The 16207-nt window shown below is 50.8% G+C and carries 19 protein-coding genes; 10 read left to right on the top strand and 9 right to left on the bottom strand.

The window, feature by feature from the left end:
- Positions 1–9: 9 nt before the first annotated feature.
- A complete protein-coding gene (locus tag ACW14G_RS14575; RefSeq protein WP_163446243.1) occupies positions 10–309 on the bottom strand; it encodes an ArsR/SmtB family transcription factor in 300 nt (99 codons plus the stop codon).
- 621 nt (positions 310–930) lie between these two features.
- On the opposite strand from ACW14G_RS14575, the gene ACW14G_RS14570 reads away from it, so the two are divergent.
- The 4 genes from ACW14G_RS14570 to ACW14G_RS14555 all read left to right on the top strand — a co-directional run bounded on the left by ACW14G_RS14570 (position 931) and on the right by ACW14G_RS14555 (position 5894).
- The gene (locus tag ACW14G_RS14570; protein WP_249022861.1) at positions 931–1512 is read left to right on the top strand and encodes a fimbrial protein; all 582 of its coding nucleotides are present in this window, start codon (positions 931–933) and stop codon (positions 1510–1512) included.
- A gap of 66 nt (positions 1513–1578) precedes the next feature.
- The gene (locus ACW14G_RS14565) at positions 1579–2244 is read left to right on the top strand and encodes a fimbrial biogenesis chaperone (protein WP_167575180.1); all 666 of its coding nucleotides are present in this window, start codon (positions 1579–1581) and stop codon (positions 2242–2244) included.
- A gap of 77 nt (positions 2245–2321) precedes the next feature.
- Complete coding sequence (locus ACW14G_RS14560) at positions 2322–4775, top strand: fimbria/pilus outer membrane usher protein (RefSeq protein ID WP_249023289.1); 2454 nt, start codon at positions 2322–2324, stop codon at positions 4773–4775.
- Between the two features lie 12 nt (positions 4776–4787).
- Entirely contained in the window at positions 4788–5894 is a 1107-nt protein-coding gene (locus ACW14G_RS14555; RefSeq protein ID WP_249022862.1) for a fimbrial protein, read from the top strand.
- A 110-nt stretch (positions 5895–6004) separates the two neighbouring features.
- Here ACW14G_RS14555 and ACW14G_RS14550 read toward each other — a convergent pair whose 3' ends face one another.
- Positions 6005–6427, bottom strand: coding sequence for a hypothetical protein (locus ACW14G_RS14550; protein WP_167575182.1), 423 nt, complete (start codon positions 6425–6427; stop codon positions 6005–6007).
- Positions 6428–6677: 250 nt separating this feature from the next.
- Between ACW14G_RS14550 and ACW14G_RS14545 the strand changes: the two genes are divergently transcribed.
- Entirely contained in the window at positions 6678–6974 is a 297-nt protein-coding gene (locus tag ACW14G_RS14545) for a DUF406 domain-containing protein (RefSeq protein ID WP_249022863.1), read from the top strand.
- A gap of 774 nt (positions 6975–7748) precedes the next feature.
- On the opposite strand, the gene ACW14G_RS14540 is transcribed toward ACW14G_RS14545, so the two are convergent.
- The 7 genes from ACW14G_RS14540 to ACW14G_RS14510 all read right to left on the bottom strand — a co-directional run bounded on the left by ACW14G_RS14540 (position 7749) and on the right by ACW14G_RS14510 (position 12283).
- On the bottom strand, positions 7749–10082 hold the full coding sequence (locus tag ACW14G_RS14540; protein ID WP_455648658.1) for a primase-helicase zinc-binding domain-containing protein: 2334 nt from the start codon (positions 10080–10082) through the stop codon (positions 7749–7751).
- Positions 10083–10094: 12 nt separating this feature from the next.
- Positions 10095–10415 (bottom strand): DUF5375 domain-containing protein, encoded by a 321-nt coding sequence (locus tag ACW14G_RS14535; protein ID WP_455648657.1) that lies wholly within the window; start codon positions 10413–10415, stop codon positions 10095–10097.
- Positions 10412–10672: a hypothetical protein gene (locus tag ACW14G_RS14530; RefSeq protein ID WP_455648656.1), complete on the bottom strand. Its 261-nt coding sequence runs from the start codon at positions 10670–10672 to the stop codon at positions 10412–10414. Before ACW14G_RS14530 ends, ACW14G_RS14535 begins: the two co-directional genes overlap by 4 nt.
- A gap of 71 nt (positions 10673–10743) precedes the next feature.
- A complete protein-coding gene (locus ACW14G_RS14525) occupies positions 10744–11193 on the bottom strand; it encodes a hypothetical protein (protein WP_455648655.1) in 450 nt (149 codons plus the stop codon).
- Positions 11186–11473 (bottom strand): derepression protein, encoded by a 288-nt coding sequence (locus ACW14G_RS14520; RefSeq protein ID WP_407199735.1) that lies wholly within the window; start codon positions 11471–11473, stop codon positions 11186–11188. The genes ACW14G_RS14525 and ACW14G_RS14520 overlap by 8 nt, the downstream gene beginning before the upstream one ends.
- Positions 11466–12020, bottom strand: coding sequence for a host cell division inhibitor Icd-like protein (locus ACW14G_RS14515; RefSeq protein WP_407199734.1), 555 nt, complete (start codon positions 12018–12020; stop codon positions 11466–11468). Before ACW14G_RS14515 ends, ACW14G_RS14520 begins: the two co-directional genes overlap by 8 nt.
- Positions 12017–12283, bottom strand: a complete 267-nt coding sequence (locus ACW14G_RS14510; protein ID WP_185668748.1) for a helix-turn-helix transcriptional regulator — start codon at positions 12281–12283, stop codon at positions 12017–12019. Before ACW14G_RS14510 ends, ACW14G_RS14515 begins: the two co-directional genes overlap by 4 nt.
- 545 nt (positions 12284–12828) lie before the next feature.
- Here ACW14G_RS14510 and ACW14G_RS14505 point away from each other — a divergent pair.
- The 5 genes from ACW14G_RS14505 to ACW14G_RS14485 all read left to right on the top strand — a co-directional run.
- Complete coding sequence (locus tag ACW14G_RS14505) at positions 12829–13632, top strand: capsid protein (RefSeq protein WP_455648654.1); 804 nt, start codon at positions 12829–12831, stop codon at positions 13630–13632.
- Positions 13629–13871: an ogr/Delta-like zinc finger family protein gene (locus tag ACW14G_RS14500; protein ID WP_421559621.1), complete on the top strand. Its 243-nt coding sequence runs from the start codon at positions 13629–13631 to the stop codon at positions 13869–13871. The genes ACW14G_RS14505 and ACW14G_RS14500 overlap by 4 nt, the downstream gene beginning before the upstream one ends.
- Positions 13872–13886: 15 nt before the next feature.
- Positions 13887–14462 carry a phage polarity suppression protein gene (locus ACW14G_RS14495; RefSeq protein ID WP_455648653.1) on the top strand — a complete coding sequence of 192 codons (576 nt, stop codon included), beginning with the start codon at positions 13887–13889 and terminating at the stop codon, positions 14460–14462.
- Positions 14463–14824: 362 nt separating this feature from the next.
- Positions 14825–15754 carry a DUF4747 family protein gene (locus ACW14G_RS14490; protein ID WP_455648652.1) on the top strand — a complete coding sequence of 310 codons (930 nt, stop codon included), beginning with the start codon at positions 14825–14827 and terminating at the stop codon, positions 15752–15754.
- Positions 15754–16207 (top strand): hypothetical protein (locus ACW14G_RS14485; RefSeq protein ID WP_455648651.1); only part of this gene is annotated, 454 nt, incomplete at its 3' end. The genes ACW14G_RS14490 and ACW14G_RS14485, both read left to right, overlap by 1 nt.

Below are 16207 nucleotides of genomic sequence, written 5' to 3'. Positions count from 1 at the left end.
AGGTGTTCCTCAAGGGCAGAAAAGCGTTTTTAAGGTAGCGACGATCTGCCTCACCGCGTCGTTTTTAATCGAGTAGTGGATGCGTTGGGCAGCGCGCTGGCTGTCAATCAGCCCCTCCTCGCGCATGCGAGCGAGATGTTGAGACGTGGCTGACGGGCTTAAGCCGGTGACTCGCGCGAGCTCGCCGGCACTAGTTCCGGGGGCATCGCACAGCATGCAAAGGATCAGTAGCCTGTGGGGGTTGCTCATCGCTTTCAGTAGCGTGGCGGCTTCACCGGCACGAGCCTGCAAAAAATCGATTTCGTTCATATCTTACTTTAGTGTTTTCTTAATTAAGAAAACACTAAATCAAAGTTGTTCCAATGACAAGCCCTGTTGTTCGAAGATGCTCTTAATGCTTAGCGTGATTATTATCAGAATTTAAAAAGTCCAGAGGGTGACGGTGTTCGGATTATTCTTACTTTGATTCATGTTCAGCATTTTTTGTTACGCAGATAATCTGATGTCATGCCTTGTAGTGTTAATTTCGTTAAATTTTAAAAGGTGGTGTTAATAATTGTTGGTCGTGCATTTGACACCGACACGTTGATAATCCTTTGTGGATAACATTTAGTGATAATTATCTATTTCTGCGAGTAAATAGAAGGTTCTTTTACGATATTTTTACGTAATTCTTTGTTGCAATGGTTTTTAATGTGGATATGATTAATGTCGTATTTCTAATGCACTTAATGAATTAGTGGTTAGTCTTAACTTACAAATAAAAAAATACTCTCCGTCTTTATAAAGGCGCGGAGTGCGATTACTTGTTTAATACCCTGTGGATGGAATCGAAGATTAATAATCATGGAGGGCTTTACGGCGAGGCGCGGATAAATCGTTTTTACCCGGCAACCGTCAGCATCAATGTATATCAATCAGAGATGAAGAATGAAAACACAATTTCGTATTATGGCAAGTGTCATCGGCTTAGTGGTATCGGGTGCGGTAGCCGCTGCTGGTGTGACCACTAACCCTGGTTCAACAGCGGGGACGCAAGGTACAGGCGGGCAGGTTGAATTCACCGGCTCCATTACGGATGTTTCCTGTAACGTCACCAGCAAAAGCGCCAATCAGCAGGTCGATCTTGGCAAATGGGCAAAATCCTATTTCACCGGGAACGGCATTGAGACGACCAAAACTGCCTTCCATATTAATGTCGAAGATTGCCCAAGTTCGGTAACTCAGGTTGCCGTGCTGTTTGATGGTAATAAAGACAAAACCGACTCGTCTCTGCTTGCAATTAACACGGGTACCGGTAACGCTACGGGTATCGGCATCAAGCTGTATGAAGAAAATCAAAGTAAACAGGTGGCTTTGGGAGCGGTAACGGATAAGCATCCGGTTACTGCGGGGACATCTGGCACCGGCTCTGCCGATCTCACCTTCTACGCCGACTATAAGTCTACGGGCACTGCCGTCACCACCGGGAATGCAAACGGTGTCGCTGACTTTAACATGGTTTACAACTAATTAAAGCTCTGAGCAGAAGGAGCCTTCTGCTCAATCTCTCTGTTATTTTCTAACTCTGGTTTTCCAATGAATCGTTTTATCGCGAGCCTGGCTATTTCTTTATTCATAATCTCATCTGGCGCTCAGGCGGGGATCGTTATGGGCGGTACCCGCGTTATTTATGAAGAGGGTAAGCGTGAGGCATCTATTTCAGTGACGAATGCCGATAGCGCTACACCTTATTTGGTCCAGTCGTGGGTGGAAAATTATCTGACTACGGATAAGGGGCAGCCACCGTTTATTGTGACTCCTCCGCTCTTTCGTCTGGAGCCTGAGCAGAAAAATGTGCTGCGAATTAATTACACCGGCGCGCAATTACCTGCTGACCGTGAGTCCGTATTCTGGTTGAACGTAAAAAGTATTGCCCCGACGCAAAAAGACGATGCCAATAAACTGCAGGTCAATATTAAATCGAAGTTTAAGATCTTTTATCGACCGAAAAATTTAGCCGGTGAGGCGGAAAGCGCCTGGCAGGCGCTAACGTTCCGTTCGACCGGGAGCCGTCTGGTTGCTCATAACCCCACAGCCTATTTTGTCTCCTTCTTTTCACTGTCCGTTGGCGGGCAAGAACTGGAGTCGCCAGGCATGATTGCTCCCTTCAGCGATCAATCGTGGCCGGTTAATCGTTCAGGCGTCGTGAAGTGGCGAGCGATTAACGACTTTGGCGGTATTACCGACTACGCGCAGCAGTAACCTGACTGGCTCTCATTGTGAAAAAGTTAACCTCCGACAACGTGTTTGATGAGGCTAGCGTTGGCCGTCATCCGCTGATGGCCTGCGTACCAGCGGCGCTGTTGCTGCTGTGCTACCAAAATACCACGCGGGCAGAGGACTATTTTGACCCTTCGGCGTTAGAGCTTTCCGACCCACAACAGAAAATGGCCGACTTGCACTATTTCGCGAAACCGGGTGGCCAGCAACCGGGGCGTTATCCGGTGGATGTGTGGGTCAATAACCAGCAGATGGGCCATGAAACCATTGAATTTGTCGATGTTAATGGCAGGCTGCAGCCACTTTTAACGCCAGCGCAGCTGGCCGAGTATGGCGTAAACGTTAGCGCCTTTTCGGCATTTGACTCGCTGCATGAAGGGGAAACTTTCAGCCTGATTGGCAAGTTCATTCCCGATGCTTCCAGCACGTTTGATTTCACCGAACAGCGACTCAAACTGAGCATTCCGCAGGCGGCGATGAATCTGCAAAGCCATGGTTATGTCGACCCTTCCCGCTGGGATGATGGCATTCCCGCCGCATTTGTCGACTATAACCTGACCGGTGCGCAGACGCAGCAAAGTGGCGGTGACTTTCGCTCCAGCTATTTAAACTTGCGCAGCGGTATTAACCTGGGCGGCTGGCGGTTGCGCAATATTGCCGCCATGCAGTACGACAAGACTCGCCGCTGGCGCTCGCAAAGCACCTATCTACAACATGACGTGCGTGCTTTACAGAGTCAGCTGCGCATGGGCGACACCTATACCAGCGGTGATATTTTCGACAGCGTGCAGTTTCGTGGCATTCAACTGATGTCCAACGAAGAGATGCTTCCGGACAGCCTGCGCGGCTTTGCGCCGACAATTCGCGGCATGGCTCACAGTAACGCCAAAGTGACGGTCTCTCAGCATGGCTATGTCATCTACGAAACCTTTGTCGCGCCGGGCGCATTTGTCATTAACGATCTGTACCCGACTTCGCAGAGCGGCGATCTGGACGTGACGGTCAAAGAGAGCGATGGCTCAGAGCGTCAATTTACCCAACCGTTTTCAGCGGTGCCGTTTATGCTGCGTCAGGGGCGCATAAAATACAGCGTCAGTGCGGGACGTTTTTATTCGGCGCAGGCGCAGACACGCCGTCCGCAGTTTATGCAGTCCACTTTGTTCTACGGTCTACCTGCTGGCGTGACGCTCTACGGCGGCGCGCAGATTGCGGAGGATTACCAATCCTGGTCGGCCGGCGCGGGGCACGGATTTGGCGTACTGGGCTCGCTGGGCGCTGATTACACCAGCGCGGTCACCCGCACGCCGTCAAAACAGCGCTATAACGGGCATTCGGCGCGGCTACAGTATCAAAAAGACTTCGTGACTACCGGCACGACATTGAGCCTGGCGAGCTACCGCTACTCTTCCAGCGGGTACTACGATTTTAGCGAGGCCAACGCCCTCGAGGGGCGCTATGGCGAAACGGACAACAAGCGGAATCGTGAAGAGATCTCGCTGTCGCAAACCTTAGGGAGCGCAGGTAGCCTGTCCGCTTCTGCCTGGACGCAAACGTACTGGCATTCCCCGCGCCACGATCAGACCGTTCATGTGGGATTCTATAGCGCATGGCACAGCGTTTCCTGGGGTGTGGGCTATTACTATACGCAGTCGTCGCAAAGCAATAAAAACGACCGTTCGTTCTCTTTCAACCTCAATATCCCATTAGGCCCGGTGCTGCCGGATGCCTCCGTTAGCTACAGCACCACCTCCGATAACAACGGTTATACCTCACAGCAGGCTTCGCTGTATGGCTCAGCGCTGGAGAAGAATAATCTCTATTACACCGTGCAGCAGGGCTATGGCAATAATGGTCAGGGTAGCAACAGCGGTGTATCGCTGGACTATCGCGGCGGCTATGGCGAAGCGCAGCTTGGCTACCAGCGCGATAAAACCTCCCGCCAGATTAACTGGGGAGCGTCTGGCTCCATTGTGGCGCATCCTCACGGCATTACCTTCGGCCAGTATACCGGCGACAGTTTTGCCATCGTTCGCGCTCCTGGCGCGGACAATGTGGCGATTCAAAATGGCACCGATCTGCACACTGACTGGCGCGGCTATGCCATCGTGCCGACGCTCACGGCGTATCGTAAAAACGATATTAGCCTGGATACCGAATCCATGGCGGATGACACCGAGGTTGAACTGGAAGGCCAAACGGTGATCCCCGGTGGCGGCGCGATCGTAGAGGCTGATTATCAGACGCATATTGGTCAGCGCGTCTTGTTTACGCTTCGAGGCAAAAACGGCCCGCTGCCGTTTGGTGCTAGCGCAACGCTTTCTGGCGTGGACGGCGCGGCATCGGGGATCGTGGCAGAGCAGGGCCAGGTGTATCTTAGCGGCGTTCCGGATGACGGCACTCTGGTTGTGCGCTGGGATGTCGGCCATGTCTCGCAAAGCTGCGCGGTCCATTTCCATCTTCCCAACAACCAACAGCGTAATCCGGTTAAAACGGTGAACGCGGTCTGTTTATAAAAAGGCTTGAGTATGTACATCGGGTTACGGCGTATTTGCGTTTTTATACTGTTCATCGCGGGGCTGAATAGCTCGCAAGCCTGGGCGGAAAACTGCAGTAATACCATCGGCGATATGACGGTGAATACGCAGAACATCAAATACCTGCCTTCGCTGCCGATCAATTCGCAGATGTCCGGTTCAATGGCCGATAACAGTAGCGGTATACGCTTTACCTGCGACTTAACGGTTCCCGCCGCGGGTTGGAAGCGCGTGGTATATCAGCAGATGGATACCCAGGGGGCGGCGATCGCCGTGAATGGCGTGCATATTTTTGCCAGCAAGCTCAACGGTCTGGGTTACTCGCTTGGGTTCCAGTGCAATGGCGGTCCGGTGCATTATATTGACGGGAGCTCGTCTCCGGCGGGGAGCGAGTCGGCGACCATTTGCGATAGCGGCGATATGCCTACGCTGCTTGGCATGAAAGAGGTGATCATTAAAGCGTATATCACTTTCTACAAAACCGGCGAGGTGAACCTGTCCGGGGGCAATCATACCAACGTTGATGCGCAGCCGCAGGTGGGGAAGCTGTTTATGGAACTGCAGCCGGCATCGGGGCAAACCACGACCAGTACGTCGCCAACTTTCCTCGGGCTGTCGGCGCTTAACGTCGATATCGGCGCCAGCGGTAGCTGCCAGGTCACCACGTCCACGATTCACGTGGCGTTAGGCTCCGTTAATAAATCTGAATTTAAAGGCATTGGGACGACCGGTGGGCGCGCCCAGACGTTTGCTATTCCCGTTTACTGCTCGCAGCCGACGGAGGTACGGATGGGGTTCTTTGGCGTGGAGGATACGTCCGGGCAGCCGAATATTCTGGCGCTCACAAAGACCAGCGCAGCGGCCAGCGGCGTTGGTGTGGCGCTGAACTACGGTAACAACGGCGCATCAGCGCCTGCAGAAGGAACGGCGGTGAGTATTAATGAAGCCACGAACCTTCCGGTACTGAAGACGATTACGGCAAGCAACGCCGCCAGCGCCGAGCGGATAAATTTCTCTGCCCATTACGTGCAGACTGGCGCGGTAGTCAACGCCGGGACGGCGAACAGTATGGCGACGTTTACGCTGGTTTATAATTAATGGGGAAGGGCGAGATACCCCTATCGTCGTTGAATTGATCTGCCGTCTTAAAAGGGGCCTGACCGATGTAAAAAAAGCCGCTGATGCGGCTTTTTTGTATGAACGTCCGGTTACTCGCTGACTTTTTTCTCAAGTTCAGCGGCGCCGTCTTTGGTTTTATCCCAGCCTTCCTGAGCGCCTTTTTTGGTGGCGTCCCAGCCTTTCTGGCTAACTTGCTTGGTTTTATCCCAGCCTTTCTGAGCGCCTTCTTTGGTGGCATCCCAACCTTTTTCCGTTCCTTCCTTGGTTTTATGCCAGGTTTTCTGCGCACCCTCGCTGACCTGGCTGCCGACGCTGTCACTTTTCCCTTCGGCGGCATGTTTCGATTTCAGCTTCAGCTCTTCACCCTGATTCTGCGCCTGATGCAGCTTTTCCTTCGCTGTGTTGGCGTTTTCCTGTGCTGCGGCTACGGTGTCGTCAGTTGCGTGAGTCGTTGCGGCAAAAACCGGTGATGCCAGCATAAGTACTGATAATGCAATCATTGTCTTTTTCATAATATCCTCATCTAACGATCTCAGTGTTATGAGCATGAACAAGGTTGGCATACCAGAGATTATGCGTCTCCAGGAATAAACTGTAAGTGAATCATCTGGGTTTTGAATGAATGTTATGACCGTTGGGGGCAAAGGTGAGCTTCGTTCACGGCAGTTCGTATCGTAAGCGACTGGGCGGTTTACGCACTAAAAGTATGGATTTTCCCTCGGTAGCGTCCTATCCTGAGAGCAAATATACGAGGTTATCATTATGAAAGATGTTGTTGATAAGTGCAGTACCAAGGGATGTGCAATCGATATTGGTACAATTATTGAAAATGACGATTGTACCTTTCAAATCGAGCGAATTTTTCCAACGAAAAATGAAGCGGAGCTAGCGGTCGCTAAAATCCAGAAACTGGCTTCTGCTGCGGCATCGGATGGGAATCCAGAGGTTGAGTATCAGATTCTGAACGTCGATAACGAGGTGAAACTGGACGCTTCTGTCACTTTCTCTTGTCAGGCAGAAAAGATCATTTTTGAATTATCACTACGTTCCGCATTCTGAGTGTAAGCGCGCCTGCCGGGATGTTCAGTTGATGAACGGCGGCAGGCCTGGTAAACACCATATTGTAGGCTCTGCCGGGAAAATGTGTTTATCCACCTCGGTTGCCATCGTGCTATATCGGGCTTTCTTGTCCTTTATTATCTTGCTCGTACCTATCAGCCGGAGGCTGCATAGGTGCATTTGTTTGTCTGAAGCTGATAATAATGCAACTGCCAGAGCTTAGTTCTACGGGGCTTTATTAACAAAGTAAGCCCGTCACCGTGCGTTTAGACCTAACGAAAAAGTAGAGCTTTTCGTTGGGCCTATTAATTGGCCTAAAAGGTTCGGATTTAATGAGTTCTCTTCGGACTTTGCGGGAAATTGAGGGTACAAAAAAGCCCGCAGGGCTTGCGCCGTGCGGGCTCTTAGGACTTCATCGGATGACTCTGGTAATCACCGATGGAGAATTTTGGTGGGCTGGCGGAGTCTGAATGTATTTTCTAGTGCTATATTTTTATTGATAATTTTCCAATTCAACTTTCATTGGTATACCTAAGCGTATACCAATGGCGATTTGTTGCAATGTTTCCTGTGGTTAAGAAACCTGTTTTTTGAATGGGTCATATTAAGAAAAAAACTTTTTTTACCAAAAACTGTTCACACTGTTCACTCACCGTTATTTTTATTAATTTTCAACATGATACTAGGTGATTAGTCCGTGAATAGTGAACACTTTACTGTTCACTTTCCGGGATTTCAGGCAAAAAAAGACCGGCTTATGCCGGTCAGGATAGGTTATTGCGCTGTGGTTTCGTCACATCGGGGCAGCCAGTCGGCGTTGCTTTCATCCCTGAGTGCGAGATTCGTCTGCATCCCCTGATTCGTTCGCCGCTTGCCATAATTCAGCCCGTACTCCTTCAGCATCGATGACAGCCCTTTGCCGAACATGGTGAGACTGAGCGTATTCTTGTAACCGTGCGCCTCCATATAGACCAGATAGGCGTGATAGAGGTACTGGCGCGGCTGTCGCGGGATAATATTCGCATTTCCCATGTACATCCCGTCAGGCTCGGGCAGCGCCTCCAGATAGCCACAAAAATCAAATGTCGGGTCAGCATCACGCTTGATACTGAGTGCCTCATCAGAGTTCTGCTGGGACTGGAGCAACGTCCGCGCCATCATCGGGTCGCTGAATTTCTGCATAAGCTGACGCACAATGACCGCCAGCTCACGTGCAATTTTATCTTTCAGCTTCGGATCACGTTCCTCCGGGGCAATCTGTTCCGGGAAGTGCATAATCACCCGACGGCGTGACACACCGCCGCTGCGGTCGGTGAAACGCATCGGATTATTGTTCACGGCGAGAATCACCGCCGGAATATGCGTTGAATACGCATCCCGGTATTTCGGGTCAACGGATACGGCATCTCCGCCGGTGATGGCCTTTAGCCCTGCACCGTCACCACTCCATTTCTCCTGGTCAGGCAGACGTATCAGCGAGAAGCCAATCAGCGCCGCGCGTTCGCGGGGGGATTCCAGCGTTTCAATGGTCGCTGACGTGGCGTTATCCTCTCCGGCCAGCATAGTCGCAATTTCGGCCAGAATACTTTTCCCGCTGCCGCCGGGGCCGGTCACCTCAAGAAAAAGCTGCCAGTCGTAGCGATTCGCCAGCACCATAAACAGGGCAGCGAGTATCACGTCACGTTTATCCGCACGTGAACCGGCGGCGCGGTCGAGCCAGCGCCAGAAGTTCGGCGCGTGGGTTTCCAGTGCTTCTCCCTCGACTGGCGGGGTAAAATCCACATCACACAGTGTACGCAGCCAGTGCGCTTTACTGTGAGGACTGAATACGCCGGTGCTGGTATCGAGTACACCGTTGCGAAAACCTATCAGGCGGCGCGCCGGGGCATCCTGCTGGGGAATAATCAGTTTCAGGGTATCCACCACCGAGGCAATTTTCCCCGACGAGAACGGCGCTCGCAGACGCTGGAACAGCCCGGCTACATCACGCGCAAAATCCGACGGCGGGATGATTTTCCATATCCCGGCTTCATAGCGTGACAGGAGCTGGCCGTTCGCATCCACCGCCAGTGCCTCACCGTAATGCTCATGTACCCGCATCGCCTTTTCACTGGTGCTCATGGCGGTGAATTCGGCCTCGCTCATGGTACAGAACGGGCTCTCTCCCGGTGGCCGGATAGCGTCATAAATCGCTTTACGCGCGGTATCTTCTCCCCTCTGCATAAAAGCATCATTCCAGTCACCGAACACCGGCGGCAGGGCGACAATGCCCTCACAGGCTTCTGCGGCCGCTGCGGCTTTTGTCTGACCGTCGCCGCTGAGGTCGCGGTCGGCAGCGAGCACAATCTGACACGCCGGGTGCTTTTGCCGGGCAAGGCTCGCCAGAGAAAGAAGGTTCACGGATGACAGCGCCACCATGACCGTTTCACCCGTCAGGTGATGCACGGTAAGTGCGGTCGCATAGCCCTCCGCTATCCACAGGCGTTTCCCGGCCTGTTTTTTCCCTTCGATGATATGACATGCCCCTTTCACCTGACCGCCTTTCAGGGTGCGCTTGAGACCGTCAGCATTGATAAGCTGAAGGTTAACCAGTGCGCCGGTATCGTCATAAAGCGGGACAACCACATCACCGGCGCGGTAGGTCACGCCGCCGGTTTTATGTGTGACCGTCAATGTCAGACATTCCAGCGCGGGAAAACCCTTGCGGGTCAGGTAGGCGTTGCCGGTCGTCGGTCGATTTTTCTCCATTATTTTTGCGGCCAGCGCAGCCGCTGCTTTATGGTCGGCTTCCGTTCCGGCCTCGGTGGCCGCAATCACCTCCGGGACAACCGGCGACAGATTGCCGGTGACGGCGTTCACCTTTCCGGCGGCCTCTGAGGCCGACACGCCAAACACTTTCTCTACCAGCTTAAGGCCATCACCCGCGCCGCACTGGTTACAGAACCACGTCCCGCGCCCCTCTTTATCGTCAAACCGGAAACGGTCAGAGCCGCCGCATACCGGACAGGCCTGATGGCGGTTTTTCATGACCTTCACGCCCAGCGCCGGGAGAATGCGCGACCAGTGGCCGCATGCCTGTTTTACGGTTTCCGTTACGTTCATATTCATGATTATTCTCCCTCAGTGTATAACCGGTGATTTAATGTGACGGGCGCAAAGTTCATCCAGTACGACGAGGCCGAGAAAAGACAGCGACGGCGCGGCTTTCAGCGGGCTGGCTTCCATTAAATCTTCCAGTAAGGCACAGGCAATCGTGCGGCCTTTATCCTCGCCATGCTGGCGCAGGTAAAAACCCTCCAGTTCGGTGGCAATGGCACCCTCCAGCGCATCGAGAGTGAGGTGTGGGTAACGGTGCTGACGTTCACATAAAGCCAGCCATGCACAGGCCACGGCGCGACGATAAAGCGCAGCGCGTAAGACAAGCGGTAATGGCTGTTTCATACGTTGCCCTCCCCGTTCAGCCAGCGTTGATTGCAGCGTTCGACCACGCCGTCGAGCTGGGCGGTCATAAGATAAATCACGGAGGTGAGCTGTAACTGCTGCGCCGGGTCACGACGAACAGTGGTGCAGTCCTGCACCTGTACCAGCTCGCCGACAAACTGGCCGACATTACGCAAATGTTCAAGGCATTCGAGGTCAGCCTGGCTGATGGCCGACAACCATTTATTCTGTGGTCGTTCAGTGATATTTAAATGCATGATTCCGACTCCTGAAGACGTGCGTATCCCTGTGCAGATACGCACATTTAATTTTTGTTATCGTTTTTTAATTACAGATAATGGCGGTAGCTGTTATCCGGTTTTATTTCCGGTTCAGTCCGGGGAATATCCCGCCATTTCCGCGCCACCGGTGCTGATTGTCTGACCGGGATAATATCCTGCGGATAATGATTGATATTTTTATCCCGTCGTTTCTGTAATTCAGGGTCGGCGGCAATATCTTTCAGAACGATGTGACGATGTTCAGGGTTGCGTTTAAATATATCTGGGCTGTCGCAGGAAAAATCCCGTAAAAACCGGGCAAGCGGTATTTCGACAATCCGGCCATCGGAAATAATACGAATGAGGATAGTGAACGTCCGGCGATATGGGTTCCAGACCAGCGTCGGACAGAGGTACGGCATTTCCCACGGAATACCGTCGGCCAGAATGCCCACCACGCGCACATCAGGGAAACCGGCTGAGCGGAACAATTCACCCGGTTGCGGAAAATCAAACATGCTCCACCTCCTGCGTAGCGAGAAAATCACGGCACAGGCCTTTCGCTTTCAGTTCTTCCAGTACGTGGCTGATATCTTCATGCACATAACTCAGGATCTGAGGGGTATAAAGCTGGCTGAGTCCGTTTATTTCGTGGTGTCTTAAGTCATTGCCAAAAAAAAGCAGGGTCTCACAGGCACGATTGAGTTTATGAAACGATTCGAGGCTCAGGTGCTCACTGACAGCGTTAAGGTCATCACGACGCGCTGAGACGGTCTGAGCGGCAGATTGATTATGCATGGCATACCTCCACAACCGGCAGACGGGCGGCCAAGGAAAGGACGTATTCCCGAACGAGAGAACGGCGGGCGGTGCGTTCATCACCGGCAACGGTGCGCAGCATGCAGATACGGGGCTTACGGTCAGCACGGCGAATAGCGGCAAACACAAAGACAAATTCAGGATGAGACGGGGTGAGGGTCGTAGCCATGATGGCAATCTCCATTGAGTAGCGGTTACTGCTACCACCGGAGTTCCTACACTCATGGGTGGCAGCCCGGACGGGGGTAGGAATACCGGCCTCAATGGATACCGGCCAGCCCGAAGGCTGCCCCGCCCGGGCTACCATTATCTGATATAGGCTTTGGTATAAGCACCACAGCCCGAAAAATGGGTATGCCTGAGCAACGACGTAAAAAAAGACGCATGGCGCGTCTGGTGTCGCCATTGAGTAACTCGGGTTCCTACGCCCGGTTGCCGATTTTGCGGCAACGACAAAACTGTACCAGGAAACATACAACAGATGCAAGCCAGAAAAAGGGGCTTTTTGATAGCGGCTCATATTCATGCATCACACTTCCTGTTGCGATGAGCAACACGTTCCATCATCCATGCCGTGATTTCAGACTGTAGCCAGGCGACATTTTTCCCACCCAGCGAGACCTGAGCGGGAAAAGCATCACGGGCGATTAAATCGTAGAGTGTTGAACGGGACAGACCGCACTGATGAATGACTTCAGGGAGACGTAGAAAACGTTCCTGAACCGGCGCTGAAACCGCCATCAGGTGTGTACCAGTGGGAGAAGATGATGCTGATGAAACCGTGTGCATAATGCTACCTCATTAATATCCAAAGAGATCCGAACGTATCCGTCCGGCGTCGGGTAGCTCTCTATTTTGTGAATATTTTTCTCCAATGCAACAGAGGCCTGTTGTGCCGTGGAGCCATTTTGGCTGTTATTTAAACAGCGCTTTGAAAATATGAAAAATAATTGGCTCATGACGCGCTGAGACGTTCATAAATCACAATAAATTGGTATTACCTATTAATAATCGGAAAAATAATTATTAAAACAATGGAAATCTAAAAGACTCTTACCGAAATCAGTGAACAGTAGTGAACACTCGGTGAACACTTCACTCTCAACTGTTCACTCTTTAATTCACTGTATTACTTATCTTTTTTCTTTGAGTGAACAGTAGTGAATAGTTGTTAGTAAAAAAACAAACAGAGAGAGGGTTTTCCTGCGACCTTTCTCTGGCAAGCCGGGTTTTGAAGTCCTGTTTGTGTCATGGCTGCTACAACCGCAATGAATCGAGTTGTTGTCTGAGGGGCGGCAGAATGGCGTCAGGTTGAAAACACAGAGAGCCCGACGATGAAAGCAGACTTACTTACTTCAGTAATGAAAACCATTGGCAGCACGCAGAATGAGACAATCCGTACAGCCATTGAGATCGCACTGGATACGCTTAACGAGCAAGTTAACCAGAGCGCAGAGACCACGATAAATAACGCTCTTGATGCGTTCAGCCAGGCTAAATCCGCACACACGGAAAATATGCTGAAACTGAATGATATTGAGGCCGCCATTACCCGCAGCGAGAAAGAACGCCAGAACGCGCTGAATGAGAGCACTGAAGCGGAACAGAACTGGCGCGCCCGTTTTCGCGAACTGCGCGGCATGATGACCCCGGAACTGAAAGCTGAACATGGTCAGCGAGTGGCCGGTCGTGAGCTGGCTGAGGAATTCGCCACCCTGATTGATGAGCTCAATGATGATAAAGCCCGTACTATGCTGGCCGCCTGTACGTCAGGAAAAGAATACGTCAGCGCTCATTCAGATGTGTTCTCTGCCTATGCACGGAATGAGTGGGCAGTGGTAATGAAAGACATTCCCCCTGCACTGGTACGCGCATTTGCTTTACGTCTGCGTGAGCTTGAGATTAAGGGGGAAGAACACCCTCACACTATTCTGATTCAGGAGCTGGGCGAGAATGTACGGACACAGAGCCAGTATTACGCATTCAACATGGAAAATGAGCCGGTGATTTCACAGATTGGCCTTCATCGCCCGGCACTCACCGGCGTAGACATGAAGCTCTTTAAAAGTCCCGCCCTCAGAATGGCGCGAGCTAAATCGCTGGCACAGAAGAAACAACCGCAGGGGGTGAAGTCATGATGCGCTGCCCGTACTGCAAACAGTCTGCCCATGTTCGTACCAGTCGTTACCTGTCGGATAACGTCAAACAGAGCTATCTCCAGTGCGTGAATGTCTTCTGCTCCGCGACCTTTCGCACCATCGAATCTATCGATGAGGTGATACGGCCACCGGCGGAGGAAAAGCCAGAACCGGCGCAGACAGCGCCAGTGACACCGCCCCGAATTCTGGATTGCGCTCGCTCATCGCTGCGCCACTGATTCAGGAGAAAAGAAATGATACGAGCACCACTGGAGCAGGCCTTTGAAACCTGTCAGAAGAATAAATCGGACTGGATGAGCAGCAAGTCAGCACTGGCACGGGCTGAAATGGCGCTGAAAGAACATGAGCTCACCAGTACCCGTTATGAGCCTGACGCTGTACAGGCGCTGCGTGATGATATTGACCTGAAAAAATGGGCAGTAAACCAGTCTGCCGGTCGGTATATCCGGTCACATGAGGCCGTGCAGCGTGTCAGCATGCGCCGCCAGCTCCACGTCTTTATGCAGGTCAGTGGCGACGCGCTGGTCGCAGCGCTGGCACCGGAATTAATGCACCTCAGAGAGCAGCCTGAAATCGTCAGAGAACGGGCTCTCGACCGGGCGGCTGCCAGCGTTCGCGAAGCGCTATCGGTTCATCTGGCCAGCGGAAGAGATATTCATTATGCAGAGGATGATCGGGATATCCTGACGACCATCGGGTTCCGGCCTGACAGAGCGTCCAGAGAAGACAACCGGGCAAAATATACACCTGAACAGAGTCAGATTTTCATGTGCCGACAGGCCGCGCAGACCCGCAAAAAATCCGCATAAAAAGCCCCGAAAATCCCCGTCTTTTTAAGAAAAATAGCCATGCATGCCTATGCTGCATGGCTTTGCATCCAAAATCATGAATTTTCCACACCCCGCCGCGCCAGTGCTGGCGCGGCCTGAAGCCCTTCATGCACCTGCATTAAAAGCGCCTCCAGAAGCGGGCAGGCGTGGCGGGGAGAGCATTGCGCGCTGTTCTTGGATGTTGTTTTTCTAATTTTTACGAATCTGGTAGTGGAACCAATGAGCATTATCCGCGGGGGAAATGACATCCCCATTTTGAATAATAAATTGTATTTTTATTCCCTTTGGTTATTAGATGGTGTGCGTTAAGACATGGTTTTTCCTAAGTCTTTAATGTATATATGATTCTTTCACGAAATAAGGGAACAAAGATAAAAATGGCAAGGGCAAAAAAATTAACTTACGGGGCTGTAAATATAACCATGCACCCCCACTCGCCAGAAAAGTATGTCGAGTTATTCAGGATGGCAAGAAAAAATGCGAGCAATGTTAATTTAAGAGGAGACTCATTCGCAACTTTATCATATTTTTACCCTTATAAGAAAGGCCAGGTGATTAGTGAACCTTTTGAGGGGGAAATTCTAAAGTATACAGATATTGACGTTAATGGCGACTGGTTCGATATCGTAAAGAAAGATATAGCTTCAGATGAGGAAAAGGAAAGAATAAATATACCTGATAATTTAAAACCAAATGTAGCTAGATTCTCTTTTGTTTTTCTACCCGCAAGTCATCTTTTGGTTTACGAAATGCAGGACAAGAGCCGGCATCTTACATCAAGACAAATAGAAAACTTTCTGAATGGGATATTTTCTCATGAGAGAATTATAGAGAAGTTTGGAAAGGTTAATGTTACAATATTGACTGAGCCAGATAGTGTGGAACGTATGCTTTCTTTAAAAGGTATTACGTGTATAAATATGGTCACTCGACGTCCTAATCCGGATGATCTCGCTTCTGCAGAAAGTGTTATGCAAAAGCGCTTCAAGCGTATTGGGGTTATTGAAGAGGATAAAACATATAAGTCTGAGCGAGGTCAGGAAATTAAACCTGATGGTGAGTTAAAACAGGATGCTCTTATTGCTTCGAGAAATGGTGAAGTTAGTATACGCAGGATTAATGAGGCGGGATTAGTAGAGGTTCATGCCTCAAGTGACGTACCACTTCAAAGGGTTGAACCATATGATTCTGACGTAACATCGGTTTCTGAGCTATTGTTATTAAGGGCAAAATCATTAGCAGATGAATTTAAGAGGCTTCTGAGAAAGTAATGAGTGAAGAAAAAGAATCAACCAGTGCATTGGCTAGATACTGGAAAATCTATGGTGGCGCTGGGGCTGTGTTTAAAAGTCGCTATTTTTGGTGTGCTTTTTTAATGACAGTGATTCTTTATCCATCTTGGTCTCATCAGGGGTGGTGGAATGACATCCTGTCATTGATGCCGAACCTTCTGGGCTTTTCATTAGGTGGTTTTGCTATGTGGATAGCTATTGGTGATGAGGCCTTTAAAAAAATAATAACTGGTGATGAAAAAAGTGAAAGTGGAGAAGTAGAATATTCTCCTTATATGTCAGTCAATGCAACGTTTGTCCATTTTATATTGTTGCAATTACTAACTATTATTACGGCCTTGGTTACCAAGGCCTATAGTAGCATTCTCATAAATAATGCTTTTATGTATTATTATTTAGGTGTTTTCTATAAGTATGCGTTATTAACATATA

This window comes from Kluyvera sp., from assembly GCF_965301105.1.
The sequence above is the reverse complement of the archived record's forward strand: the minus strand, read 5'-3'. Positions and strand labels throughout refer to the sequence as shown.